General features: G+C 59.8%; 25 protein-coding genes and 1 pseudogene. 17 read left to right on the top strand and 9 right to left on the bottom strand.

The genetic code is table 11. The features are described from left to right. Positions 1 to 15: 15 nt before the first annotated feature. On the bottom strand, positions 16 to 300 hold the full coding sequence (locus ACJRW5_RS13620; RefSeq protein ID WP_484571037.1) for a hypothetical protein: 285 nt from the start codon (positions 298 to 300) through the stop codon (positions 16 to 18). 789 nt (positions 301 to 1,089) lie between these two features. On the opposite strand from ACJRW5_RS13620, the gene ACJRW5_RS13615 reads away from it, so the two are divergent. Continuing rightward, positions 1,090 to 1,563: a hypothetical protein gene (locus tag ACJRW5_RS13615; protein WP_484571036.1), complete on the top strand. Its 474-nt coding sequence runs from the start codon at positions 1,090 to 1,092 to the stop codon at positions 1,561 to 1,563. Here ACJRW5_RS13615 and ACJRW5_RS13610 read toward each other — a convergent pair. The 3 genes from ACJRW5_RS13610 to ACJRW5_RS13600 all read right to left on the bottom strand — a co-directional run bounded on the left by ACJRW5_RS13610 (position 1,532) and on the right by ACJRW5_RS13600 (position 3,991). Next, positions 1,532 to 2,044, bottom strand: coding sequence for a BRO-N domain-containing protein (locus tag ACJRW5_RS13610; protein ID WP_484571035.1), 513 nt, complete (start codon positions 2,042 to 2,044; stop codon positions 1,532 to 1,534). The two genes, ACJRW5_RS13615 and ACJRW5_RS13610, sit on opposite strands and share 32 nt — an antisense overlap. 110 nt (positions 2,045 to 2,154) lie before the next feature. Further along, positions 2,155 to 2,385 (bottom strand): hypothetical protein, encoded by a 231-nt coding sequence (locus ACJRW5_RS13605; RefSeq protein ID WP_484571034.1) that lies wholly within the window; start codon positions 2,383 to 2,385, stop codon positions 2,155 to 2,157. Positions 2,386 to 2,704: 319 nt separating this feature from the next. Then, positions 2,705 to 3,991, bottom strand: a complete 1,287-nt coding sequence (locus tag ACJRW5_RS13600) for a tyrosine-type recombinase/integrase (protein ID WP_484571033.1) — start codon at positions 3,989 to 3,991, stop codon at positions 2,705 to 2,707. A 188-nt stretch (positions 3,992 to 4,179) separates the two neighbouring features. On the opposite strand from ACJRW5_RS13600, the pseudogene ACJRW5_RS13595 reads away from it, so the two are divergent. The 3 genes and pseudogenes from ACJRW5_RS13595 to ACJRW5_RS13585 all read left to right on the top strand — a co-directional run. Further along, positions 4,180 to 4,515: pseudogene (locus tag ACJRW5_RS13595) on the top strand (SGNH/GDSL hydrolase family protein); the annotation flags it as partial. 77 nt (positions 4,516 to 4,592) lie between these two features. Then, a complete protein-coding gene (locus ACJRW5_RS13590) occupies positions 4,593 to 4,874 on the top strand; it encodes a hypothetical protein (RefSeq protein ID WP_484571032.1) in 282 nt (93 codons plus the stop codon). A gap of 74 nt (positions 4,875 to 4,948) precedes the next feature. Further along, positions 4,949 to 5,905 carry a L,D-transpeptidase family protein gene (locus tag ACJRW5_RS13585; RefSeq protein WP_484571031.1) on the top strand — a complete coding sequence of 319 codons (957 nt, stop codon included), beginning with the start codon at positions 4,949 to 4,951 and terminating at the stop codon, positions 5,903 to 5,905. Between the two features lie 130 nt (positions 5,906 to 6,035). Here ACJRW5_RS13585 and oprI read toward each other — a convergent pair whose 3' ends face one another. Further along, positions 6,036 to 6,287 (bottom strand): outer membrane lipoprotei OprI, encoded by a 252-nt coding sequence (gene oprI, locus ACJRW5_RS13580; RefSeq protein WP_003239826.1) that lies wholly within the window; start codon positions 6,285 to 6,287, stop codon positions 6,036 to 6,038. A 269-nt stretch (positions 6,288 to 6,556) separates the two neighbouring features. Here oprI and ACJRW5_RS13575 point away from each other — a divergent pair, with 269 nt between their 5' ends. Then, complete coding sequence (locus tag ACJRW5_RS13575) at positions 6,557 to 7,930, top strand: GntP family permease (protein ID WP_484571030.1); 1,374 nt, start codon at positions 6,557 to 6,559, stop codon at positions 7,928 to 7,930. 132 nt (positions 7,931 to 8,062) lie between these two features. Continuing rightward, positions 8,063 to 8,341: a GNAT family N-acetyltransferase gene (locus ACJRW5_RS13570; protein WP_484571029.1), complete on the top strand. Its 279-nt coding sequence runs from the start codon at positions 8,063 to 8,065 to the stop codon at positions 8,339 to 8,341. Positions 8,342 to 8,402: 61 nt separating this feature from the next. On the opposite strand, the gene ACJRW5_RS13565 is transcribed toward ACJRW5_RS13570, so the two are convergent. Continuing rightward, positions 8,403 to 9,479: a 3-deoxy-7-phosphoheptulonate synthase gene (locus ACJRW5_RS13565; protein WP_484571028.1), complete on the bottom strand. Its 1,077-nt coding sequence runs from the start codon at positions 9,477 to 9,479 to the stop codon at positions 8,403 to 8,405. A 213-nt stretch (positions 9,480 to 9,692) separates the two neighbouring features. After that, entirely contained in the window at positions 9,693 to 10,106 is a 414-nt protein-coding gene (locus tag ACJRW5_RS13560) for a PilZ domain-containing protein (RefSeq protein ID WP_484571027.1), read from the bottom strand. Between ACJRW5_RS13560 and ACJRW5_RS13555 the strand changes: the two genes are divergently transcribed. The 5 genes from ACJRW5_RS13555 (at position 10,105) to cysB (ending at position 14,057) form a co-directional block, all read left to right on the top strand. Continuing rightward, on the top strand, positions 10,105 to 10,491 hold the full coding sequence (locus ACJRW5_RS13555) for a YbbN family protein (RefSeq protein ID WP_484571026.1): 387 nt from the start codon (positions 10,105 to 10,107) through the stop codon (positions 10,489 to 10,491). The two genes, ACJRW5_RS13560 and ACJRW5_RS13555, sit on opposite strands and share 2 nt — an antisense overlap. Then, positions 10,491 to 11,447, top strand: coding sequence for a putative 2-dehydropantoate 2-reductase (locus ACJRW5_RS13550; protein ID WP_484571025.1), 957 nt, complete (start codon positions 10,491 to 10,493; stop codon positions 11,445 to 11,447). Before ACJRW5_RS13555 ends, ACJRW5_RS13550 begins: the two co-directional genes overlap by 1 nt. A 2-nt stretch (positions 11,448 to 11,449) precedes the next feature. Continuing rightward, complete coding sequence (locus tag ACJRW5_RS13545) at positions 11,450 to 12,355, top strand: 5'-nucleotidase (RefSeq protein WP_484571024.1); 906 nt, start codon at positions 11,450 to 11,452, stop codon at positions 12,353 to 12,355. Positions 12,356 to 12,475: 120 nt separating this feature from the next. Further along, positions 12,476 to 12,976 (top strand): universal stress protein, encoded by a 501-nt coding sequence (locus ACJRW5_RS13540; protein ID WP_484571023.1) that lies wholly within the window; start codon positions 12,476 to 12,478, stop codon positions 12,974 to 12,976. 106 nt (positions 12,977 to 13,082) lie between these two features. Further along, the gene (gene cysB, locus ACJRW5_RS13535; RefSeq protein WP_484571022.1) at positions 13,083 to 14,057 is read left to right on the top strand and encodes an HTH-type transcriptional regulator CysB; all 975 of its coding nucleotides are present in this window, start codon (positions 13,083 to 13,085) and stop codon (positions 14,055 to 14,057) included. A 61-nt stretch (positions 14,058 to 14,118) separates the two neighbouring features. Here cysB and ACJRW5_RS13530 read toward each other — a convergent pair whose 3' ends face one another. After that, on the bottom strand, positions 14,119 to 14,739 hold the full coding sequence (locus tag ACJRW5_RS13530; protein WP_179544796.1) for a phosphoadenosine phosphosulfate reductase domain-containing protein: 621 nt from the start codon (positions 14,737 to 14,739) through the stop codon (positions 14,119 to 14,121). Positions 14,740 to 14,914: 175 nt separating this feature from the next. Between ACJRW5_RS13530 and thrH the strand changes: the two genes are divergently transcribed. Beyond that, positions 14,915 to 15,532 carry a bifunctional phosphoserine phosphatase/homoserine phosphotransferase ThrH gene (gene thrH / locus ACJRW5_RS13525; RefSeq protein ID WP_484571021.1) on the top strand — a complete coding sequence of 206 codons (618 nt, stop codon included), beginning with the start codon at positions 14,915 to 14,917 and terminating at the stop codon, positions 15,530 to 15,532. 77 nt (positions 15,533 to 15,609) lie between these two features. On the opposite strand, the gene pabB is transcribed toward thrH, so the two are convergent. Continuing rightward, the gene (pabB, locus tag ACJRW5_RS13520; protein WP_484571020.1) at positions 15,610 to 16,953 is read right to left on the bottom strand and encodes an aminodeoxychorismate synthase component I; all 1,344 of its coding nucleotides are present in this window, start codon (positions 16,951 to 16,953) and stop codon (positions 15,610 to 15,612) included. A gap of 166 nt (positions 16,954 to 17,119) precedes the next feature. On the opposite strand from pabB, the gene ACJRW5_RS13515 reads away from it, so the two are divergent. The 5 genes from ACJRW5_RS13515 (at position 17,120) to ACJRW5_RS13495 (ending at position 25,102) form a co-directional block, all read left to right on the top strand. Beyond that, the gene (locus ACJRW5_RS13515) at positions 17,120 to 19,834 is read left to right on the top strand and encodes a winged helix-turn-helix domain-containing protein (RefSeq protein WP_484571019.1); all 2,715 of its coding nucleotides are present in this window, start codon (positions 17,120 to 17,122) and stop codon (positions 19,832 to 19,834) included. Continuing rightward, a complete protein-coding gene (locus ACJRW5_RS13510; protein ID WP_484571018.1) occupies positions 19,831 to 22,554 on the top strand; it encodes a helix-turn-helix transcriptional regulator in 2,724 nt (907 codons plus the stop codon). The genes ACJRW5_RS13515 and ACJRW5_RS13510 overlap by 4 nt, the downstream gene beginning before the upstream one ends. Positions 22,555 to 22,791: 237 nt before the next feature. After that, positions 22,792 to 23,214, top strand: a complete 423-nt coding sequence (locus ACJRW5_RS13505; RefSeq protein WP_152488800.1) for a DUF6160 family protein — start codon at positions 22,792 to 22,794, stop codon at positions 23,212 to 23,214. An 83-nt stretch (positions 23,215 to 23,297) separates the two neighbouring features. Then, positions 23,298 to 24,059, top strand: a complete 762-nt coding sequence (locus ACJRW5_RS13500; RefSeq protein ID WP_484571017.1) for a C39 family peptidase — start codon at positions 23,298 to 23,300, stop codon at positions 24,057 to 24,059. 38 nt (positions 24,060 to 24,097) lie between these two features. Next, complete coding sequence (locus ACJRW5_RS13495; protein ID WP_484571016.1) at positions 24,098 to 25,102, top strand: transporter; 1,005 nt, start codon at positions 24,098 to 24,100, stop codon at positions 25,100 to 25,102. The last annotated feature ends 17 nt before the right edge of the window (positions 25,103 to 25,119 follow it).

The following is a 25,119-nucleotide window of genomic DNA, read 5'->3' as shown; positions in this document are numbered from 1 at the left end:
AGGTTCCGATTCGGTCTATCGGGCATTCATTACGAACCGCGCCGGGACGCTGAGTGCATCCCGAAGAGGAACCCCGGATGCCTCCAGGGACGCCAGCAGCTTGGACAGCAGCGGTGATCGATTACGCTCAATCAGATATTGCTGTTCGCTTTGCCAGTCTCGGTGGGGCTTGAAGGATGCCCGAAGGTCGATCAGCAGCTTGACGCGTGCTGCATTATTGTCGATGGCTTCACGCAGACCTCCCAGGATCGCTAAGTGTTCTTCGGTGGCGTTCGGAGTGGCTTGGATTTGATGGCGCATTGTCGTGTTCCTTTTTGATTGCTCCCTGAGTTCGCTCCCGATGACCGGCACACAGACCCACGACAAGGGATCGGCATCGGCACAAGGAGCAATCAGAAAAGCTGTGTTGATGGTGGCGCCCAGCGACGGGCGATGACGGTGAGCTGGCAAGCAGCTACGGGACAACCTGAGCGGGTGTCCTACAAGTGAGGGTTTTTAATGGATGACCCAAAGGAGTCGGGATCGTGGTCTGAACAGACCCGTCCTTGCTTCTGGAATCCTGAAGGGTTTAGGTTTATCTTCAGGATTAACTAATTGATATAATTACTTGTTTTATAACAAGATAATTATTGATCCTAAGAGAATCTTTAGGTTCTTAAAGCCCCCTTGTTCTCGTGGTCAGTTCGAGCGCCCCCAGTTCTCGAAAAGGCTCGGGACACGTCAACCCGAGCGAACACCACGATACCCCTGTCTGCCTGAGGGTCGGGCTCATTGCGCTACTCAGTGGTGCTAATCACACCGAAGGTAGCTGTCCCGATTGTCCTCCTGTGTCCGCCTTGGCATGACCCGGTGTGAGCTGGTGAACAGCTAACGAAGGGCAGCGACTGGCGACGGACAAGGAGGCGGCCTTGTGATCGGCCAGCAGACCAGCCCGAAGGCTGGCGGTAGGTGAAACGGAAGGGCCGTGGGGTGATGCCACGGGCTTACCTTCTATCTCCCTAATAGTGAGGGTTTTTGGCTGCCAGCAATGGATTGGACATCAGCGCCGCGCTTTCTTAAATTCCAGTCTTCACGGTAGTGGATTTGATCATGGAAGCGATTATGGCTATGGGGCTCGGTGAGCGTCTCAATGTAGTAGGGTTTTGGCTTTCCTTTGTAGGAGGCTTGGCCGCGTTGTCGGGTGGGGCCTTGATGTTTGTGGGCAGCAACCTTGCTGGAGAAGGCGTTTGGCAAACTCTTCTTAAGGTTCAAGGCACTGCTGAACAAGCAACTGTTCCCCATGAGCGCCAGTGGTCGGAGCCGGTAGGTGTCTCAGTGGAAAGTTTCGCGCCACCAACGGCCTCCCAAATCCTTGTTGGGTACTCAATGCAGGCATCGGATACACGTACTCCCTTAGAGATGCGGATTGCATCAGAGGCTGACGGTAGCGGTATTCAGGCTTTCGCCTCTGGCTCTTCGGGGCAGCTATCGATGATGCTGGTTAGCCGGACGATCTACATCAGCGTTTCCCACTCTGATATCAAGTGGAATGTCAGTGTAATGGGGTGGGAGGACGGTCTCTGAGTTCCTGGCGTAGCGCCTCCAGGGTCTCGCCCTGCTTCAGGATGATCCCTTCGAGGGACATCAGGCGGTCCATGATGCCTTGGGCAATGGGGTTGGAGGACTCTTCGGCGTTGTATTTGCCGGTCTTGCGGATCGAGGGTAGGACTTCCTCGGTGACCCATTTGCGGAACGGTTCGGAGGCCGGCGCATGGCCGCGAAGGAGCATCTGGTAAACAGTCCCCTCAGGGAACAAGAACATCTTGTGCCAGGTGGGGGCGTGAACTCCAGATGGTCTCATAGAAGCCAGATTGGCTCCTAAGGCTTCAATGGCGCGGCAGGCAGGATACTTTTCAGCCACACGCTTGAAGTGGTCGGACCCAGCCTTCAGGCCCGCCGCCCTTGCCACCTGTGCAGCGATGAACAGCAAGTCATGCTCAGGGTGACCCACGAGAACATCCAGCTCGATGCCCATGAAGTTCTTCTTCTCGAATTGCATGGTCATCACAGTTGCACCTCGATACGGCCCTGGATGTCCTTGAGCTGATACACATACAAAGGGCCGACCCAGTTAAGGGCCGACCCCTGGTGTTCACAAGCCGCGCTTGGATTTGTTCACTGGCGTCTCTGGCGTTCCTTCTCCCGCTCGTGCCACGACCTGCTGCCTGGAATGAGCCAAGGCTTGTCCCGTAGGCGCCGCTTCAGCTCCTTGTCGCGGTACTTCGGGTCACGGGCCATCCGCTCCTGATAGGTCTCGAATAGTCGCCGCTTCCAGTCCCAGTCCAGCAGAAGAAGAAAGCCACCGTAGGAAACGGCCATCGCACCGAGTAATTCCCAGATGGTCATACTGCATCCTTCTTGACCCCTGAGGCTCTGGGGTGAAGCAAGACGCGAGGGAGGTCCCGCCAATCGCTACCGCTGCCCATGTCGAGAATCAGCCAGTAAGACACACCGTCACACTGGAAGCAGCGGGCCACGTCTACGGAATCAGCGCGACCCTCCCTACTGGCGCCACTGGGAAACGTGTAGTCCGTGGTGGCGTACTCGACGGATGCTGTCTGCTGGCAGTGAGGGCACACGAACGTGCCGATGGGATTCGATAGGCCCTCAGCATCGTATGCTTCGCAGAGCTGTGCGGCTTGCGGATTCATGTCCACAAAGGCGTTCATTGGGCGTCCTCCATCAGACCTTGCTTGAGTGCTTCGTAGACCCGCTGGATTGGTGAGCCTGAGCCATATGTGTCGTATGCGATGGTGCCCGAGGATTGTCCGGCTGCGGCCTGCGCGAAGGCTACGGGAACGCCTGCGGCCTGCATTGAGGAGATCAGGTGGTGACGCAGTGAATGCAGCGTCTGGTTCTCACCTTTGCTATCCCCGAGAGCGTCCCTCAGCATCTGATTGAGCCGCTTACTGGCTTTGCCAGGATTAATGCCATGGTCAGAGGGCAGGGCGCCCTTTTCGACAGCCTCAAGGAATGCAGGCAAGTTGAACCCAAGGGCGCCATCCACAAGAGGCACGCGGCGTTTGCTGTGCTTGTTCTTGATGGACTTACCATCTGCATCCTCGTTGATGTCGATGCACCACAGACCCTCTACCTGCTTGATGTCAGCCTTGGTCAGATAGCTGACTTCACCCACACGAGCCCCTGTGACTGCCAGAAGGGAAAGCGCCCAACGCTCCCAGGAGGCCGATGGTAGAGCGTTGGTATGCGCCATCAGGGTTTCTACCTGTCCCCGGAGGAACGCCACGCGCGCGCTGTCTGCGCCCTTGGTGAGCTTGAGCCCTGCCGTGTACTCCTTAGCCAGCTTGTCAGATTGGACAGCCCAGACCATTACAGCTCGGAGCTGCGCCAAAAGATTGTTCACTGTGGACGCCTTGCGCTCATCCAGCAGGTTCGCCCGAAGCGTCACCATGTCATCTCGTGTGTGAGTCCGTAGGTCAGTCAAGCCGATGGCCTCAAAGGCGTTCCCGATGACCGTATGGGCGGTTATGGCGGCTTTCCTGCTGGAGTCCTTGAGGTTGACTCTACGTTCTTCCATGTACAGGGCCGACAAATCGTCCCAGCTTATAGGGGCGCCTACAGATAGGGACAGGTGAACACCAGATTGACTATCGATTTGGTCTCCACAATTGAGCCTATCAATAACGTCCACCAGTGCCCCAGGTCGGCCCTCAAGGCGAGCATGCGTAGCTGCCATGATGCCCTGACCAATAGACACAGCCCGGTGCTGGGCAAGGCTCATGTCGCCCTTTTTGCTGATCGTGCGCAAAGCCCCATACATGTCGTGGTAGAACTCGCTTCGTGCGTAGTCCGACCCCAGGTCACCAAACTCTGCCTCAAGGCACTCCTGTGCGATTGCGCGTAGTCGCTCCCGAAGCTCTGGCCAAGTCGCCTCAGGATTGCTGAGGTGAAAGTAGGCAAGCGCCTTCTGGATGTTGTTGGAGATTTCCATGGCTGTGGCTCGGTCTGTGGTGCGCAGTGAGATCGTGAAGACGCCCAAGGTCTGATTCCGTGGCCTAAATCGGAGGTAGTAGCGACCATGGCGACGAAAGTGCCAGGGCTTTGCGAGCTGGGTGGTCAGTTTGGGCGGCGCGACTTGTAACAGACTTGTGCCAGTTTGGGTATGCGTTATGCTGTTCATTGGCTGGAACCCTTGGAATTGATGGGGTTCCTGTCCTTCAGTCCGAATTGCAACAGAATCTTGCGTCGATGGTCGAGAAGTCGCAGCAGGCAGGGGCCAAGGTACTGCTTTTGGGCATGCGCCTGCCACCGAACTACGGCGTGCGTTACACCACGGCGTTCGCCGAGGTATTCCCCAAAGTGGCCGAAGCGTCCGGCGCTGCGTTGGTGCCATTCGTGCTGGAAGGCATAGGTGGCGTGCCTTCGATGATGCAGGCCGATGGCATCCATCCGAATGTCGCTGCTCAGCCAGTGCTATTGGATAACGTCTGGCCAAGTCTCAAACCTCTTCTTTGAAGTGAAACCGAGTGACGGCCAGGCTTTTCCGCCTCATGCCTTTCGGCTAATGTGGCCGACCTGTCACGGAGCCCCAGATGCCGCGTCCCGCCTGGTCCTTGTATGCCTATCACCTGATCGAGCCAGACGAGCAGCTGGATCTGTTCGCCTGTCGCGAGGCGCGTGTGCATCTGGTCGCCCGGCAGCTACGCTTGGGCGGTCACGCCGACAGGACGCTCTGCGGCGGGCTGCTTCCGGCAGGGCCGCGCTGGCACCAGTTGGACAAGGCCTGGCTGCGTGATCGTCGACTGTGCCCGGATTGCCGGGCGACTTTCGAGGCACAGCGGCAGGGGCTGTGCTCGAACTGGGCGGATGGCTGACGTCTGCCCGGCCGCGGAATGGCGGTGTACAATCGCTGCAATATCACTCAACTAACTCTTCAAGGACATCTTGAATGTTCTCGCGCTTCTCTGCGGTCAACCGCTGTCTGACTTTCGTTGCGCTTTGCGCCAGCTCAAGCGTTCAGGCGCTCGAGTTTCCTCTGCCTGCACTTGGCGAGGATGTAGTGGGGCAGGTGCAGGTTATCAAAGCCAAATACGAAGACACCTTTGCGGATCTGGGTACCGCCAACGACCTGGGCTATCTGGAGATGGTGGCGGCCAACCCGGGCGTCGACCCCTGGTTGCCGGGCGAGGGCGCGGAGATCATTCTGCCGACCCGCTACGTGCTGCCGTCTGGCCCGCGTGAGGGGATCGTGATCAATCTCGCCGAATACCGCCTCTACTATTTTCCGAAAGGGCAGGATGTCGTGCATACCTTTCCTCTCGGTATCGGCCGTGAAGGCTGGGGCTCGCCTCTTGGGGCGGGTCGCGTGACCGTGAAAACGCCGAACCCGGCCTGGTATCCGCCCAAGTCGATTCGCGAGGAGCACGCGGCAGAGGGCGATTTTCTGCCCACCGTAGTGCCGCCTGGTCCGGATAACCCGCTGGGGCCGTACAAGTTGACGCTGTCGTTTCCGGGATACCTGATTCACGGCTCGAACAAGAAGTTCGGTATCGGCATGCGCGTCAGCCACGGGTGCTTCCGCATGCTCAACCACAACGTGCTGGAGCTGGCTGCAATGGTGCCGGTGGGCACGCCGGTGCGTATCGTCAACGAGCCTTACAAGTTCGGCGTGAGTGGTGGCAAGGTCTACCTGGAAGCGCATGCGCCCCTGGACGATGAAGGCAATGCCTCTGTCGTCGACAAGCACACAGCGGTGATCAATGCGCTGCTCAAACGGGACGAACTCAGTGGCTTACGCCTGGACTGGGAGATGGTTCGCGAGGTGGTCGCTTCTGAAGATGGCCTGCCGGTGCCAATTGCCGCCCAGGTCGACAACGCAGTGGTCAGTAGCAACGGTCCATTCTGACCTCGGCTGACCAAGCAAGCCCGCCCGCACTCGTGTCGGCGGGTTTTTTATTGTCTGGTGATCATGTAGGCAGGCAATAAAAAAGCCGGCCCAGTTTCCTGGGCCGACTTTTGAAAAAACGAGTCGCAAATTACTTGCGGCTGGCTTTTTCCAGCATACGCAGAGCGCGCTCGTTGGCTTCGTCAGCAGTTTGCTGAGCTTTCTGAGCGGCGGCCAGAGCTTCATCAGCCTTGCGATAGGCTTCGTCGGCACGGGCTTGGGCGCGAGCAGCTGCGTCTTCGGTAGCAGTCAGACGAGCTTCGGTTTCTTTGGACATGCTGCTGCAACCGGTAGCCAGAACTGCGGCCAGAGCCAGAGCAGAGAATTTCAGAACGTTGTTCATCGTGTTCCCCTTGAGGTGGAGTTTTCCATATAAAGCAATTCCCCAATTGCGGGAAATTAGCCGGCCTACATACTACCTATTACTTTTAGTAAGTAAACGGAGCAGGGGCAAGAGTTGCACTTTTTTTTTCTGGCAAGCAGGGCTGAAAGGCAGGGATCATGGGGGTTGCTTAAAAAACAGCCAGATTTTCCGCTGTTGCGGTGCAGCATCTGCACGAACTGTTATAACTGTCCTGGCTGGAGAACTAAAACAATAAAGGGGGGATGGAGATGCTGGGAAATTTAGGCTTGTTACTGGGCTTGGCGCTACTGATCTTCATGGCGCTACGTGGGGTTAACATCTTTATTGCGGCATTGACGTGTTCGATCCTGGTCGCGCTGAGCAACGGGGTGGCTGTACCCGGCGCCTTACTCGAGCATTTTCCATTCGGGCCATTGGGGGCGTTCACTTTTGCCGGGAAGTTCTTCGTGCTGTTTCTCTGCGGCGCCATCTTCGGCAAGGTAATGGCGGCAAGCCAGGCCGCCAACAGCATTGCGCAAGCGATCACTCAGGGTTTGGGCACGCAGCGCACGCTGTGGGTGGCAATGCTGGTATGCGCCGTCCTGACCTACGGTGGCGTCGTCGTATTCGTGGTGATTTTCACCATGTACCCCTTGGGGATTACCCTGATGCGTGAGGCCAATCTGCCCAAGCGTCTGTTCTGTGCGGCTATCGCACTGGGTGCCGGCACTTTCACCATGACGGCACTGCCAGGTTCGCCGTCCATTCATAACGTGATTGCGGCCAGTGCATTGGGCACTGACCTGTTCGCAGGGGCCTGGATTGGACTGTTTGCCACTGCGGTGATGATTGGCCTGGGTATGGGATATCTGCAGCGCGAGTGGCGCCTGGCTCGTGAGCGTGGCGAAGGGTTCGAGGTCAATGCTCAGGATGAACGCATGCAGCAGTTGGCCGGCGCCCCGGGAAGCGGTCCGCACTGGGGCATGGCGCTGGTGCCGATCATCGTGGTGCTGGGTGTGATCCTGCTACCGCGTCTTTTTGTGCTCTCTGGAGCTGTAGTCGCGGGCGAGGGCGTTCTTGGCAGGCTGCTGGCATTCAGCTTGGCCCAGCCGATACTCTGGCCCAGTCTGGCCCTGGTAATCGCTACGGGCGTGGCGGTGCTGATGTTCCCCGCATTGCGCCGCAACACTCTGGGCTTGCTGGGCCAGGGAGCAGACGACGCGATCATGCCGCTACTCAATACGGCAGCGGTCATCGGCTTCGGTGGTGTTGTCACACAGACTGCAGGATTCGCCCAGTTTGCCCAATGGGTGCTATCGGTGGACCTGCCGCCGTTGCTGTCCGTTTTCGCATCCGTCAGTGTGGTCTCTGGAATCGTCGGGTCGTCTTCTGGCGGCCTGCAGATATTCATGCAGACGCTGGCACCACATTATCTGGACATGGGCGTCGACCCCGAGGTTCTGCATCGTATTGCCAATATCACGGCAGGCGGGCTGGACTCGCTGCCGCATTGCGGTGCGGTAATCGCCATGCTGATGATCATGGGGTTGACCCACAAGCAGGCCTACAAGGACATTTTTGTCATCACGGTATTGGTCCCGGTGGTGGCTGCGCTGCTCTGCATCGGGGTACTGAGCCTCTGAAAGAGCCTGGTTTGCCTGTGGTAAGCTCCTGCAGTTGCACCTGAGCAGACAGGAAACGGATTTGCGCTTTTGTCAAAGCGTCGGTATGAAGTAGAAATGTGCCGTGAGTGGTTCGCGGCTAGAGGAGAGAAGATGAGCGAGGGTTTGTCCATTCACCATGACCAGGCGAGTCATCAGTTCGTGACCACCATCGAAGGTGATCGTGCCTATCTGGCCTATATGGATCTGGGCAAACAGACGCTGGACATCTACCGCACCTTCGTACCCAACGCATTGCGTGGTCGAGGGATCGCAGCTGCACTGACCGAGCATGCCCTGCGTTATGCTGAGGGTAGGGGCTATACGGTTATTCCATCCTGCTCCTACGTCGAACGCTATATGGAGCGTCGTCAGCGTCACCAGGCTAGCTGACGCCTGGTGTCGACAGCAAAACGCCGGGCATTGCCCGGCGTTTTCGTATCTGCGCCTGCAATCAGCCGCGCTGGCGCTTGGGCAGCACATCCTTGAGTTTGGCGTGCATGCTGCGCAGGCTCTTTTCGGTGGTGTCCCAGTCGATGCAGGCATCGGTGATGGAAACGCCGTACTTGAGGTCGCCCAGATCCTTCGGAATCGACTGGTTACCCCAGCCCAGGTGACTTTCCACCATCAGGCCGACGATCGAGTTGTTACCTTCGAGAATCTGATTGGCCACGTTCTCCAGAACCAGCGGTTGCAGGGCCGGGTCCTTGTTGGAGTTGGCGTGGCTGCAATCGACCATGATGTTCGGGCTAATGCCGGCTTTTGTCAGTTCCTGCTCACAAATGGCGACACTGACCGAGTCGTAATTGGGCTTGCCGTTACCGCCGCGCAGTACAACGTGACCATAGGGGTTACCCTTGGTGGTGACGATGGACACGCCACCTTCCTGATTGATGCCGAGGAAGCGGTGCGGGCTGGATACCGATTGCAGCGCGTTGATCGCTACGGTCAGGCCGCCATCGGTGCCGTTCTTGAAGCCGACTGCCGAGGACAGGCCCGAGGCCATTTCCCGGTGGGTCTGCGATTCGGTGGTACGTGCGCCGATGGCCGACCAGCTGATCAGATCCTGCAGGTATTGCGGAGAAATCGGGTCGAGTGCTTCGGTGGCGGTGGGCAAGCCCATTTCTGCCAGGTCACGCAGCAGCTGGCGGCCGATATGCAGGCCATCCTGAATCTTGAACGAGTCATCCAGGTACGGGTCGTTGATCAGACCTTTCCAGCCAACGGTGGTGCGCGGTTTTTCGAAGTACACGCGCATGACCAGAAACAGGCTGTCGGACAGCTCGGCGGCCAATACCTTGAGGCGCTCGGCGTACTCGTGAGCGGCCTTGATGTCATGGATGGAGCAGGGGCCGACTACCACGAACAGGCGATGATCCTTGCCATCGAGGATGTCGCGTACCACCTGACGACCCTGAGAGACGGTCTTCAGCGCGGCATCGGTCAGGGGGATTTCGCGTTTGAGCTGGTCGGGAGTGATCAGCGTTTCGTTGGAGGCGACGTTGAGGTCGTCGATCGGTAAATCAGCCATCGTGCTACTCATCGGGTCAGGTCGTCGGGTCACGTTTGCCGGCCGCCAGCAAGCCCCTGTGGCGGTGCACAGCTAGTTTGCGCAGGGGGAGCCGAACCTTAGCGCGTACGCGGCTGCGCCACAATGGGCGATGAGTTCAATGCGCCTCATAGATTGGTCGTATCGGTGCGGGTGGACGCAACCATTTTAAGTTTCTACTGCCGCGGCGACGTCTCAGGCAAGGTAAGGGAATTCAGCTGCATGCTTGGCTATCCAGTCCTGAGCGCATTGCTCGATGGCCATTGGCTGGCCTGATTCCTGTTCCAGTTGTTGGCGGTAATGCTGGATCTGGCAGACTTGTTCGACCATGCGTGCGCGGAACAGCGTGTCTTCGTCGATGAAGGCAACGCCAACCAGATAGCCGTTCTCCAGGCGCCGACACCAGGCGACGATCCCGGGATAGCGCGCCTGATCGCCCAGCAGCGGAATACGCAACTCGATCGAGGTGCCACGGCGAAAGCCTCGCGATGAGTTGCAAGCGACCCCGCCGAGGCTGATATTGTTCAGCCGCTGCCTGGGAATACAGGCCTGTTTGCGCAACACCAGCTCCACTGGCATGTCGCTTGGATGACGCAGAAACTTACGCATGAACACCGACCTTGAATGCAGGCAAACTGATATCAGTGAATTCAGTATAGCGGCGCAACTGGAACTGACCGATTTGGATGCGGATCGCCGCCTGCTCGACCTTTCCGGTACGTCGTTAGTAGTGTTCACTAGCACGGGATGTGCCAGTTGCCGCTGGGCACGTCAGGCTCTGCCTGGCATGGGGCTGCCGATCGACCGCTTGTGCTGGATCGATGCGGGGCATAACGCCGGGTTGGTGGCGCGTTACGAGGTTTTTCATCTGCCCGCGCTGTTTCTGGTCAGAAACGGACACTTCTTTGGCGCATTGCGCGCCCGACTCACTCTTTCCGATTTAACGACTGCCATGGACGAGGCGCTGCTTCGACAGGCTGAGGAGCTTCCCTGATGTCTCAATCACCAGCGCCGCGCATTGGCATCATCGGCACGGGGGCTATCGGTGGCTTTTATGGGCTGCTGTTGGCGCGAGCCAGTCATGACGTTCACTTTTTTCTGCGCAGCGAGTATGCGGCCGTGGCAGAGCGCGGGTTGCAGCTGAACAGCGCTGTACATGGCGCGCTGACGCTTGCGCCCGTACAGGTCTATCGCAATATCGAAGACATGCCGCAATGCGACTGGCTGCTGGTCGGCGCGAAGACCACGGCCAATGTCGAACTGGCGCCGCTTATTGCAAAGGCTGCAGCACCCAACGCCAAGGTGGTGCTGTTGCAGAACGGGCTGGCGGTGGAAGATGAATTGCGACCGCTGCTGCCTGATGATCTCCATCTGCTTGGAGGCCTCTGCTATATCTGCGTCCATCGCAGTGCGCCAGGGGTTATCGAGCACCAGGCGCTGGGTGCGATCAACCTTGCCTACCATTCCGGCCCTGCAACTGATGAAGCGTCACGCCTGGCTCTGGTGGAAGAGGGCGTTGGCTTGTTGCGTGGCGCAGGGTTGGAGTCGACCCCGATGCGTGACCTGGCCCAGACGCGCTGGCAGAAGTTGGTATGGAATGCGCCTTACAACGGTCTTTCCGTGCTGCTCGATGCCGACACGCGGCGACTGATGGGCAACCCTGACAGCCGGGCGTTGGTAGAGGGCATCATGCAGGAGGTGGTGCTGGCAGCCCAGGCACTTGGCTACAGCATGCCGGAGCACTATGCGAGCAAGCTGCTGAGTGCGACCGACAAAATGCCGGACTACCTGCCGAGCATGTACCACGATTTCGCTCAGGGTCGCCCGGCAGAGCTGCATGCGATTTATGAGGTGCCGCTGGCGGCGGCCGATGCCATCGGTTTCGATATGCCTAAGGTACGTGCGCTGTATCAGGCGCTGCGTTTCATTCAGGCTCGCCAGGAGGCTTAGGCATGGGCAAAGGATTGGGGGACAAGCTGGTATTGGCGATCTCCTCACGGGCGCTGTTCGACCTTGGCGAGAGTCATCAGATCTACGAAAACGAGGGTGTCGAGGCCTACCGCCGTTACCAGATCGAGCATGAAGACGAAGTGCTGATGCCGGGGGATGCCTTTCCGCTGGTGGAAAAGCTGCTCAGCCTCAATCAGCGCCTCAGCGAGCAGCGTGTCGAGGTCATTCTGGTGTCACGCAACAGCGCTGATACCGGCCTGCGGGCCTTCAACTCGATCCAGCATTATGGCTTGGGTATTTCCCGCGCGGCCTTCGTCGGTGGGCGTAGCCCCGATCCTTATCTGGCAGCCTTTGGTTGCCACCTGTTTCTGTCCACTCACGCCGATGACGTACGTAATGCACTGAAGGCCGGCTTCGGTGCAGCGACGCTGTTATCGGGCGGTACGCGGCGGGCGAACAGCAACGAGCTGCGCATCGCTTTCGATGGCGATGCCGTACTGTTTTCCGATGACTCCGAGCGTGTCTACCAAAGTGGCGGGCTGCACGCCTTTCAGAGCCATGAGCGCGAGGCGGCCCGGCAGGCACTGCCGGGTGGGCCGTTCAAGCCATTTCTCGCGGCGCTGCACAGCCTGCAGCAGGAGTTTCCGGAAGTGGATTGTCCGATTCGTACCGCGCTGGTCACCGCGCGCTCAGCGCCGGCACATGAGCGGGTGATTCGTACCTTGCGCGAGTGGAACATTCGCCTGGATGAGTCCTTCTTCCTTGGCGGGCTGGACAAATCGGCTGTGCTCGAGGCGTTCGCGGCGGATGTGTTCTTCGATGATCAAACCGGGCACTGCGAGAAAGCCCGGCAGGTCGTGGCTACAGGTCATGTACCCCATGGCGTGAGCAACGAATTGCTGCCTTGACTGCTGGCCCGCTGCTTACCTGCATATAGCCATTCGTCCTAAATAATGCGGCCGACCTTGCTTTACCTGATGCGCTGCTAAGCTCAATCAAGGGCCTGCGCCAGCAGTCAAGGAGGCCACGTGATCCGCTCGATACTCTATGCCACCGACCTGGGGCTCTATGCCTCCTATGTGCTGCAGCATGCCCTGGCGGTAAGCCGCAGTTTCAAGGCCGATCTGTACGTGGTGCATGCAGTCGAACCCATGGGCTTGTTCGCCGAGTCCGTGCTGCAAACCTACCTGGATGAAGAAACCCTCGGTGAACTAAGGCGTAACGGTCTGAGCACGGTGATGGCCAGTATCGAGCAGCGTGTCCTCGAGGGCTTTCGCGACGAACTGGGAGACGGGCTTCAGGATTTGCACCTGATTCGTGCGGTGCGGGTGCTGCAGGGTGATCCGCCGACGGTGATTCTCGAGGAGGCGCAGAAACTTGGGGTGGATCTACTGGTCGTAGGCAGTCACAGCCACGGCGCGGATCTTACCGTGCCACTGGGGCGCACCGCCGCCCGTATCGTGCAGCTGTCGGAGGCTCCGGTGTATCTGGTGCCAATGCTGCAGCACCGTGGACATGGTGATTTGTAAATGGGGGGATCTATTAAAACGTTCTAGGCTGTCAGATTAAACCAATAATATGGTTATATACGGCATTGGCGGCTGCTGGCCTGCCTTACTGCTCTGAGGGAAATCTATGAAGCTTCAGCAACTGCGCTACATTTGGGAAGTCGCGCACCACGACCTCAACGTATCGGCTACTGCGCAAAGCCTTTACACCTCGCAACCAGGGATCAGCAAGCAGATTCGTTTGCTCGAGGACGAGCTGGGCGTGGAGGTTTTCGCCCGCAGCGGTAAGCACCTGACGCGCGTCACCCCCGCCGGAGAGCGCATCATCACCACCGCCGGTGAGATTCTGCGCAAGGTCGAAAGCATCAAGCAGATCGCCCAGGAGTTCTCCAACGAGAAGAAAGGCACGCTGTCCATCGCGACTACCCACACCCAGGCGCGTTACGCCTTGCCGCCTGTCATCAGCACTTTCATCAAACAGTATCCGGACGTGGCGCTGCACATGCATCAGGGCTCGCCGACGCAGATCGCCGAGATGGCCGCCGATGGCAGCGTAGACTTCGCCATCGCCACCGAAGGGCTGGAGTTGTTCAACGATCTGATCATGATGCCTTGCTACCGTTGGAACCGCTGCGTGGTGGTGCCGCAGGGGCATCCGCTGGCCAAGCTGCCGAAGCTGACGCTCGAAGCGCTGGCCGAACATCCCATCGTGACCTATGTATTCGGTTTCACCGGCCGCTCGAAGCTGGATGAAGCCTTCAGTCATCGCGGTCTGACACCGAAGGTGGTATTCACCGCAGCCGATGCCGACGTGATCAAGACCTACGTGCGCCTCAACCTGGGGGTTGGCATCGTGGCCAAGATGGCCGTCGACAGCAAGCTGGATCAGGACCTGGTAGTACTGGACGCCGACGAGTTGTTCGAGCCTAGCGTGACCAAGATCGGCTTTCGCCGTGGCACTTTTCTGCGTGGCTTCATGTGCGACTTCATCGAGAAATTCGCCCCGCACCTGACCCGCGACGTACTGGCCAAGGCCGTGCAGTGCCATAACAAGTCCGAACTGGAAGAACTGTTCGAGGGCGTCGACCTGCCGGTTCACTGACACTTGCGTGAGAACGAAAAATGGCGCCCTTGGGCGCCATTTTTCGTTTCACCTATCTGCCTCAGTGACTGAGGTGTAGGCCGCACTCACGATTGTCTTCGCCCTTGGTCGGGTCGAAGTAATCGAATTCGTTCGGCAGGTCATGGGCGACCAAGTACTGATACAGATCCTTGGAGGACCAGTGCAGCAGCGGGGCTACCTTGATCAGACCATCGGGGTTGATGCTGATCGGATCCATCTGTGCACGCACGGCGGTATCGGTGGCGCGCAGAGCGGTGAACCACACGCTTGGCGCAGTCTCGCGCAAGGCGCGGGCGAAGGGCTCGAGTTTGACCTCTTCGGTGAACGCCGCGTGGCGCGGATCATCCAGAGCCGGTACCGGGCCGTCGATGGCTTCGCGGTGTGCGCGCGAGCGTTTGGGCAGGTAGGTGATCAGGTTGAGGTTCAGCTTGCGCGCCACTTCGTCAGCGAAGCGGTAGGTGGCTTCGGTGTTATAGCCGCTGTCCATCCAGACCACCGGGATATCCGGTTTGACCTGGCTGACCATGTGCAGAATCACCGCTTCGAAGGGGCGGAAGTTGGTGGTGCAGATGGCAGGTTTGCCTAGCCCGATGGCCCACTGAACCAGCTTTTCAGGCTGGTTGCCGAATTCGGCATTGAGCGCGTCCAGGTCGAGTTCCATGCTGAGGACTCCAGATCGTGTGCGTGAAGGCGCGATGGTAGCAAAGGCTGGTTATGCTTCTAAATAACCAGCTACTTCTAAGCCCTTTAATTTGGTTATAAGTCTGCCAGGTTTGCGCGGGTGTGATCCTCTGGTTAGAGTTCTGCCACCTTTTGGCATAACCAAGGAGTGTGCTGTGGAAATCGCGTGTCTCGACCTGGAAGGTGTACTGGTCCCGGAAATCTGGATTGCCTTTGCCGAGAAAACCGGTATCGAGTCGCTCAAGGCGACAACCCGCGACATCCCCGACTACGACGTGCTGATGCAGCAGCGTTTACGCATCCTCGATGAGCATGGGCTGAAACTGAAGGACATTCAGGACGTGATCGCCACGCTCAAGCCGCTCGATGGCGCCGTGGAGTTCGTCGACTGGTTGCGCGAGCGTTTTCAGGTGGTGATTCTTTCCGACACCTTCTATGAATTCTCCCAGCCGCTGATGCGCCAACTCGGTTTCCCGACCTTGCTGTGCCACCGCCTGATCACCGACGAGAATGATCGCGTGGTCAGCTACCAGTTGCGCCAGAAGGATCCCAAGCGTCAGTCGGTGATTGCCTTCAAGAGTCTGTACTACCGGGTGATTGCCGCTGGCGACTCGTACAACGACACCACCATGCTCAGCGAAGCTCACGCCGGCATCCTGTTCCATGCGCCGGACAACGTGATCCGTGAGTTCCCGCAGTTCCCGGCAGTGCACAGCTATGCCGATCTCAAGCAAGAGTTCCTCAAGGCGTCGAATCGCAAGCTGAATCTGTGAAGCCCTGAGAGCCCTCGTGAAAACGCCGCGACTTCAGTGAGAAACCGCGGCGTCTTACTAAGTGGTCATAGGTGTGTTTACAGACGTTCGAGCGTATCCAGCAGCACCTTCACCTTGGTGATGGACTCCTGATACTCGGCCTGCCAGTCGGAGTCGGCGACGATGCCGCCGCCGCCCCAGCAACTGATCTTGCCGTCCTTGACCAGCAGGCTGCGGATGGCGATGGAGCTATCCATCTCGCCACGTACGTCCAGATACAGCAGCGAGCCGCAGTAGAGCCCACGACGGGTGGGCTCCAGCTCGTCGATGATCTGCATGGCGCGGATCTTCGGCGCACCGGTAATCGAGCCGCCAGGAAAGCTGCCAGCGATCAGGTCCAGGGCATCCTTGTCGGGTGCCAGTTCAGCGGTCACGCAACTGACCAGATGGTGCACGTTGGGGTAGCTCTCCAGGGCGAACAGCTCGGGGACCTTGACCGAGCCGATGCGGCAGCTACGGCCAAGGTCGTTACGCAGCAGGTCGACGATCATCAGGTTCTCCGCACGATCCTTGCGGCTGTCCAGTAGCTCTTGCGCCTGCGCCTGGTCATCTTCCGCATCGCTTCCGCGACGCCGAGTGCCCTTGATTGGCCGGGTTTCCACCTGGCCGCCGCTGACCTTGATAAAACGTTCAGGCGACAGACTGAGGATGGCAGCGCCATTGCCCAGGCTCTGAAAGCCCGAGAACGGTGTGGGGCAGGCCTGACGCAATGCCAGGTAGGCGGTCCAGGGATCACCCTGGCAGGGCGCCTGGAAACGCTGGGTGAAATTCACCTGATAGCAGTCGCCCGCGAGGATGTAACGCTGAATCTGCTCGATCGCCTGGCGATAACGGCTTTCGTCGATATCGGCCTGAAAGGCCTTGGACAAGCGGAAGCTGGCCGGCTCCTCGCTGCATGGTGCTTCGAACAGGGCTTGCAGGCGCTGGCGTTCGCTTTGCGGCAGCGCGGGGTGGAACATCAGTACCGTACGCCCGAGTTGGTGATCGCTGATCAGTGCCCAGGCATACAGGCCGAACACGGCGTCTTCGATGCCGAGGTCGTCGGCGCTGTTGCCTGGCAGGTGCTCCAGACGGCGACCGAAGTCATAGGACAGATAGCCGATCAACCCACCGACGAATGGCAGGCTCTGTTCTGTCGGAGCCTCGGCCTCGCCAAGGCTCTGCAGCGCGCCACGCAGGCGTTGCAGGAAATCGTTGGCCGATTCGTCGGGCGCTGGTGCCAGTTCTGCCAATGGCCAGGCGCTCATAACGTCATAGCGTCCACGCTCGGCACCCGGTCGCCCGGCATCCAGCAGCACAGCCCTTGGCGCGTGGCGAATACGCTGAAAATAGTCGCTGGGGTCCGTGTGGTAGGGCAGGGAGTGCAGAGAGCAGCTTGGCATGCGTGGACATCGGTGTTGGCTGAAAGCGCGATTGTAGTCCGCCGCCAACATTCATCCTAGAGCTTGCGCCGGGTTTACTCAGGCGCATATGGCTGATTAGTATTGAGCCGCGCCAGGACATTGAACTGTCGTACCAGAACAATAATTAAATGAAGGGATCCAGGCCATGGATGAAGTCATAGGTCCAGCCGCTGGAAGCCTGCAGCGTTCGAAATTGTCGCCGCCTCAGGCGTTCACCGAATACCTGGCACGGCCTCAGGTCGAGGCGGCGCTATCAGCCCATCCCCACCCCCGCCTCGTGCTTTTTTCCGCGCCGGCCGGTTTTGGCAAGACCACTGCCTTGATGATGCTGGCCGAGCGTCGTCGTGAGGCGGGCGCCTCGGTCGCCTGGGTATCGCTGAGTGCCGGTGATGACGATCCGGTACGCTTCTTCCAGCAATTGATCGATGCGTTGGCTCGTTCTCTACCGGGGTTCGGTGAGGACGCTCTGGGGTATTTGCGCAACACCATGCGCGTGCCGGTCGAGGCCGTCATGGAGAGCCTTCTCGCGGAGCTGGCGCACTGTGCAGAACCTTTGTTGCTGGTACTCGACGATCTGCATCTGCTGCAGGATGTGGAGTTGCTTGGCACGCTCAATCGCCTGGTCAAGCTGGCGCCGCCAGGCTTCACCCTGGCCATCGGCAGCCGTTCGCAGCCGGCCCTGAGCCTGGCAACCTTGCGCGCCAAGGGCATGCTGCTGGAGTTCGGTAGTGAAGAGCTCAGGCTCAGTTCGGAAGAGATGCGTGGCTATCTCGAGCGCGCTGGTCTGCAACTGGATCCGGATGCATTGGCAAGCTTGTACAGCCATACCGAAGGCTGGATGGTCGGTGTGCACCTGGCCAGCCTGTGGCTCAGGCATCATCCTCAGGCCGCACAGCAAATGACCGACCTGGGCGCTGACCAGACCGCGGTGGGCGACTATCTGTTGCGCTCGGTGTTCGAGCAATTGCCGCTGGAGCAGCAGGAGCAATTGTTGGCATTGGGCGTCGCGCAACAACTCAGCGGCGACCTGGCCAACGCGCTGACCGGGCGCCAGGATGGTCAGCAACTGCTGGAAGAATTGGAGGCCATGCAGTTGTTCCTGATGCCTCTGGACCGTGAGCGTCAGTGGTACCGCTTCCACAATCTGTTCGCCGAGTTTCTTCGCGCGCGGCTCAAGGAGCGTGATCCTGAGCGCTTCAAGCAGCTGCATTTCAACGCGAGCCTGTGGTTCACCAATCACCATATGCAGAACCTGGCCATCGAGCATGCCTGCCTCGCCGAAGACCCCGAGATGCTTGCCGCCCTGCTCGATGGCTGTGGGCTTGAACTGATCAATCGTGGCCAGCTGAATCTGATCTACAAGTGGCGCCAGCACGTTCCGGACGAAATCGTCGAGGGCTTTCCGATGCTGGTACTGGCCGATGTCTGGACTCGAGCGACTGAGCTCGGTCTGCACGAAGCCAACCGCGTGCTCGATGAGTTGCTCGAGCGCTGGGGCGTATCGCGTGCAACCGGGCCGCTGAGTGACAAGGTGCTGGCGACCCTCGCGATCAAGGCGGTGATCGCGCTGCAGAAGGATGATCTGGATAGCTGCGTGAGCCTGGCCCGCCGCATCGAAGCGCAACTCGGCCAGCACACTGCCTTTCTCGAGGTGGCAATCCTGGCGGTCGGTGCGCTGGCCAATGTGATGCTTGGCCAGGACGAGCAGGCGCGCCGCTTGTTGGCGCTGGCGCAGCAACGCAATCAGTTCCTCGAAGGTCGTTATCTCGATATGCAATTGGCCAACGTGGAGGTGCTTCTATGCCTCGAGCGTGGGCAGATCAAACAGGCGCAGTTGCTGTTCGAGCAGCTGCGCGGGCGCATGCTGCCCTGCTTCGGTGAGCGAGCGCGCGCGCTGGCACTGCCAACGATCAGCGAGGCGCTGATCGCCTACCACCAGGGGCGTCTGGATGGCCTGCAGGACAGGTTGCGTTGGGCGCTGGCCACCGTCGACGTGATCAACCCAATCGATCTTTATGCGCGAGCCATGCTTTGTCTGGCGCGCGTGCAGCGCTTGCAGGAAACCTCGAAAGAGTCCGCCGCGACGCTGGTGCTGATGCAGAATCTGGCGGCGCGCAATCATTCCTGGCGCTTCTACGTTCAGGCCGTGGGCGACGAGATCGCGCTGATTCTGCAGGAACCAGCGGCGGACCGCAGCAAGCGTGCCGAGCAACGACTGAAGTCCGTCGACTGGAACAAACTGGCCGCTCATTACAAGGCACGCAGTTTCAATCCGGTGCTCTGGGTCCTCGGGCTTAGCCGCGTCCGCCTGCAGCAGGCGCGTGGGCACTTCAGTGAGGCGCTGCACGAAATCACCCAGTTGCGTGGCCAGTTGCAAGATGGCTGGCATGGCTTGCAGCGCCTGCGTCTGGACCTGTTGGCTGCATTGAGCTATCAGCGCCTGGGCTATCAGGAGCGGGCCCAGAGTCTGTTGGTGCAGTGCCTGATCAGTGCCGAACGGGAAGAAGTGCGCAGCCTGTTCATGGAAGAGGGCGAGGCGATCCGCCAGCTGCTCCAGCAACTGGAGGCAGCGGAGCGTCAACCGGCGTTGCAGGCCTTCATTCGCAGCCTGTTGAGCGTCTGGCCGGGCCAGGACTCACGCCAGGCGCTGGACGTACTGGAGGAGGGCCTGACCGAGCGCGAGCGCGAGGTGGTCTGTCTGGCTGCCAAGGGCATGTCCAACGAGGAAATCGGCCAGCAGCTCTCGCTGGCCCTCGGTACCGTCAAATGGCATCTGCATAACATCTACGAAAAGCTCAAGGTGCGTAACCGTACTCAAGCCATCCGTCGTGCCCGCGAGTTGAGTCTGCTCGAATCATGAATAGTCATCATTCCGCCTGTCATGCCCCTGTGCCGTTGTTGCGCACCAAACTTTATCCTGCCCATGCCGAGGGTGCGCTGTTGCTGGAGCGCTCCGCGCTGCTAGAGCGCCTGCTGGAGGCCCGCGATCAGCGTCTGATCGTGCTGAGCGCGCCCGCTGGATTCGGCAAGAGCACCGTGCTCAGCCAGTTACGCAGCCGTCTACAGGCAAAGGGAGCACGAGTTGCCTGGCTGTCCTGCGATGAAAGCGACAGCGAACCTGCGCGATTTCTGCAGTACCTCGTGGCTGCCGTCGACGCGGCCTGTCCGGGGTTTGGTAGTAGCGCCTCGGCATTGCTGCAAGGCGAGATCAGCTGGCCATTGGAGGCGGTGATCGATGCGTTTCTCGATGACCTGAATGCCTTGCACGAAGCGCTCTATCTGATGCTCGACGACTTTCACCGTATTCGCCATCCGTCACTTGGCCAGGGCTCACGTTATCTGACCGAGCGTCTACCCAAGCATGTAAGGCTGGTAGTCAGCACGCGTCATCAACCTCGTTTTCTCAACGAACCACCGTCGCTCGGAGGCTGGGCATTCTGTCTTCGTGCTGAGGACCTGCGCCTGACTCGCGCGGAAACCGCAGCGTATTTCCGCGATGTCAAGCATCTGGCGTTGGCAGAGAGTGAGCTGAGTCAGCTGTTCGCGCGCACCGAAGGCTGGATCACCGCGCTGCACCTGGCGGCTCTGGCCTTGCCGCGGCAGCAGAACCGTGCGGAGTTTCTCGCCGGACTGTCCGGTGCCGAGCGCAACATTGCCGACTACCTGGCGGAGGACGTGGTGGCCAGCCTGCCCGAGGCGCTGCAGTTGTTCCTCGACCAGACCTCGGTGCTCGATGAGTTCAATGCGCAATTGTGCAATGCGCTCACCGGCCGCCAGGACGGTGCCGACATGCTGCGTCGCCTGCAGGGCGAGCAGTTGTTCGTCATCGCCCTGGATGAGCAGGGCGAGTGGTTTCGCTATCACCACTTGTTTGCCGAGTTCCTTCAGGGACGCCTGGCCAAGCGCGGTGATCCCGCGCATCTGCTGCATGCTGCCGCCCGCTGGTGCGAAGGCCGCGATCTGGCCGACAAGTCGATCAAGTACGCCTTGCGCGCGCGTGACTACACCCTGGCCGCTGAGCTGCTGGAGCGTCAGGGGGCGCGGCTGATCGCTGGCAACCGGGTTTACGGCATTCTGGCCATCCTCAAGGACATTCCACCGGTGGTGATCGCCGAACAACCGGTGTTCCAGATTTTCTACGCCTGGCAACTGGCGTTCGAGCAGAAGTTCGCCGAGGCCGAGGCGTTGATCGAAGACGTCAGCACGCGCCTGACCCAAGGGCGCGGCAAGGGCATGCATTTCGGCCTGATAGAGTTGTTGGCTGCGGCCCAGGTGCTCAAGGCGCTGGTGCTGCTGTATCAGGACAAACTCGAGGCCTGCCTCAAGGTCGCCGGCCACTGGCTGGCCCTGGTGCCGCAGAACCAGCCGGTGTTCCGCGCCAGCCTGGCCTGCGTCCAGGCCGCAGCCTTCGCGCTGCTGGGTGAGTTCGGCGAAGCAGCCAAGGCCATTGCCGTGGCGCGGGAGAATCTGCGCCAGTGCGAGAGTGAATACCTGCACGTGATGGCCAGCCTGATCGAAGCGCTGATCTGCAAGGAATACGGCGAGCTGGAGCGCGGCAGAGCCCTTGCCGAAACGGCGCGCGCACGCGTCGAGCAGGTGTTCGGGCGGCGCAGCCGGGTAGGCGGGCCGCTCGGGTTGGCCTATGCCGACCTGCTCTACGAACAGGATCGCCATGGCGCGATACTCGCCGAACTGCCGTTGGCCACCACCTGGCGCGATGTGGCGACGCCGGTGGAGCTGATCAGCCGCGGCAAGCTGGTCATGGCGCGGGCGCGCTTCTTTGCCGGCGCTGCCGAGCAAGGGCTGGAAGAACTTGACGAGTGGCTGGCGGGCTTGCAGGGGCAGGGCTATGAGCGGGTGTTCGCCATCGGTATGGCCTGCAAGGTGCAGTTTTTGCTGTGGTTGCGCAGGCCCAACGAGGCGCAGCGCATCTATCTCCAGCTGGAGCGCCACCTGGCTGTGCTGCCGATCGAGCGCTACGGCGATGCCCATACTGCACTGGCTCTGAGTCAGGCGCGACTGGCGCTGAGCGAGAGGCGGGCAGACAAGGCGCAAGCCAGTCTGGAGGCCTGTCTGGCCCATCAGGCGGCCGAGCACCAGCGTGACCGGCGTCTGCGTCTGAGCCTGTTACTTTCTGTGGCGATCTGGCGCAAAGGTAACAGCGACAAGGCTTTTGCACTGCTGCAGGCAACACTGCAAGAGGCCTGGCAATGTGGCTATCGCCGTCTGTTCCAGGACGATGCCATGTGGCTGTTACCGCTCTGGGAAGCCTGGTACGAGGCTGAGCCGACGCCGGCATCGGCCTGGCAAGGAGTGGCCGAGATGCTTCGCGAACAGTGTCGCAGGTTGGCTATAGATCCCAAAAGTTTTGAGGAAAATCAGGATGTTAGCCATCGCGAGCGAGAGATTTTACGGCTCGTCGCCGCAGGTCTTTCCAATCGTGATATTGCTCAGGCGGTGCACCTGTCCGAGGCCACCATCAAGTGGCATCTGCACAATCTGTTCTCCAAGTTGGGGGTGCGCAGTCGTACCCAGGCTGTACTCAAAGGCAAGAGCCTGGGGCTGCTCAGTGAGGCGTGAGGGGTGAAGGGGATGTCCGATTGCCGTGCTCCATTCATTGGATGGGCTGGCAGTTGGCTGATGGGTTAGTAGCGTGTAGCCATCTCGAAGCGCAGCGCGTTTCGTGAATCCAAACCTGGCGTATTTAGGGAAGCCACGGCAGGTCTGGTGATCGGCATGAGCCGATCAGGCTGCTCGTGACAGGACGTCACCGGCAGAGCCCGGGGAACCCCCATTTGAACTGTGGAGATAACAACAATGATGACCCTGAAAAAACTCGCTCTTGCCGCCGCCGTCATGGCTGTTCCGTTCATGGCCCAGGCCGACCTGAAAGCATTGGATGATTCTGACCTGGCAGGTGTAACCGGTCAGGCTGGTATCAGCATTGCCGGTAACTTCGATGCCACCATTGGCTCGATCGTCTACACCGATACCGAGACCGGTGTCAGCGACGGCAGCAACAGCCTGAGCCTGAACACCGTCACCCTGTCCGGCTTCAACATCGACGAAGCCAACCCGCTGACCATCGACGTGGTCGACAACAAACTGGAAATCGGCCTGCCGGGTATCAATGGCGGTGTGGCTGTAGACGCCGTGAAGATCGGCAACGGCACCATTGGTGGCGTCGCCATCAACGGTCTCGACATGGCCGGTTCCACCGTCAAGATCTGGGGTCATTGATCCTCGCTTGAGCTGAGCCTCAGGTTTCCGCCACCTGCATGGGGCGGAAACCTGCCTCGATTTACCCAGTTCTGGATCGACCGATGATCGAAATTCTCGTGGGCAGCCTGATCGGTTTGTATGGCTTTACCGAGGCTGTCGACATCAAGCCGCAACCCGCCGGCACGGTGAATATCACTCAGCCGCTGCTACCCAACGGTCCGTTGCGTGAGTCGGTGACGTTGGAGCCGATGAGCCAGCTGCAGTTTCGCAACGTCATTCGTCAGGCCTATGACTACAGCTGCGGCTCCGCAGCGCTGACCACGCTGCTGGACTACTTCCTGGGACGCAATCTGGAAGAGCGTCAGGTCATGGAGGGGCTGCTGCACTTCGGCGAGGCAGAGAAGATCGTCGAGCGGCGTGGCTTCTCGCTGCTCGACATGAAGCGCTTCGTCACCGCCCTGGGCTACAAGAGTGGCGGCTTCCGCGCCGGCTTCGATGACCTGGCGCAGCTCGAGCATCCGGCCATCGTGCCGATCGAGTACGCCGGCTTCAAACACTTCGTGGTGGTGCGCGATGTCTACAACGAGCACGTGTTCGTCGCCGATCCGGCACTGGGCAACATCAGCTTCACTCGCGTGCGCTTCGAGGAAATATGGGATCAGAACGTGCTGTTCGTGATCTTCCCCAGCGGCAACGAGCCGGCCAACGCCATGGCGCTGACCGACCGCGACCTGCGCATCATCGATGACCGCACCATCAGCATGCTGGCTTTCCGCGAGTTTCCGCAGATTGCCAAATTCACCACGAATCAGGCCGACCGTTTAGGGTCGGGAGGCGACATTCAATACATTCGCCGCAAGTGATTCACCCGGCATAACAATAACGATCTGGGGATAGCGTCATGGGAGTTTGGGGGTATGCATGGCTGGCCATGCTGACGCTTGCTGCGACACAGCCGGTGCTGGCCGATGAAACCACGGTCGACGATGCGCGTGATGCGCTGACCAAGAAGGACGATGACGCCGACAGCGCCAAGGCACTGGAAGAGGTGTTCCAGGCCGCGGAGAAGAGCTACACGCTACTGAAGAAGGGCGAGCGTACGCTGACCTACGGCTTCGATTATTCGCTGCTGCGCGATACGCAGATCCAGACCGTGCGCACCGGGCAGAACGTCTACAGCGTGATCGGCCAGAGCGAGGCGCAACACACCTTCACCAATTCCTTCACCTTCGACTACGGCGTCTGGGACAACCTTACCTTCAGCATGCGCGTGCCGTTCCTGGCCAAGTACGACACCGAGCGCGATCTCAGCACCTACAGCCTGGGCGACATCTCCGCCAGCCTGCGCTGGCAACCCTGGTCGTCAGCACGGGGCCGGCCGGTCACCACACTGTTCGCCACGCTCGGCCTGCCAACGGGGGATAGCCCCTACGACGTCAGCCTGGACGACGGTCTGGCGACCGGTAACGGCTACTACAGCCTGGGTGTCGGCGCCAACATGTCCTATGTGATCGACCCGGTGGTGCTGTTCGGATCGCTGGGGTACACCTACAACCTGCCGATCCGCGATGCCGATCAGGTGCGCGGCGGCCGCCTGCTGGAAGAGGTGGAGCCGGGGTCCAGCCTGTCGCTGAGCATGGGTTTCGCCTATGCGCTGTCCTACGACGTTTCGCTGGCGACCTCCCTGCAAATGGCGCACAACCTGGCGCCGACCTTCAAATTCAGCGATGTCGAGCTCGAAGGAAACGAACAGACCAGCGCGGTGATGAACTTCTCGCTGGGGCTGCGCACGGCGCCGAACACCATCGTCAACGTCAATGCCGGCTTCGGCATGACCGAAGATTCGCCCGATGTCCTGCTCGGAATTTCCATGCCCCTGGATATCAAGGGCCTCAAGGCCGAGTAAGCAGCGAGCGAACTGGA

Source organism: Pseudomonas pichavaramensis (assembly GCF_050473265.1).
Taxonomy (GTDB): domain Bacteria; phylum Pseudomonadota; class Gammaproteobacteria; order Pseudomonadales; family Pseudomonadaceae; genus Aquipseudomonas.
This window is presented reverse-complemented; position numbering and strand designations above follow the sequence as displayed.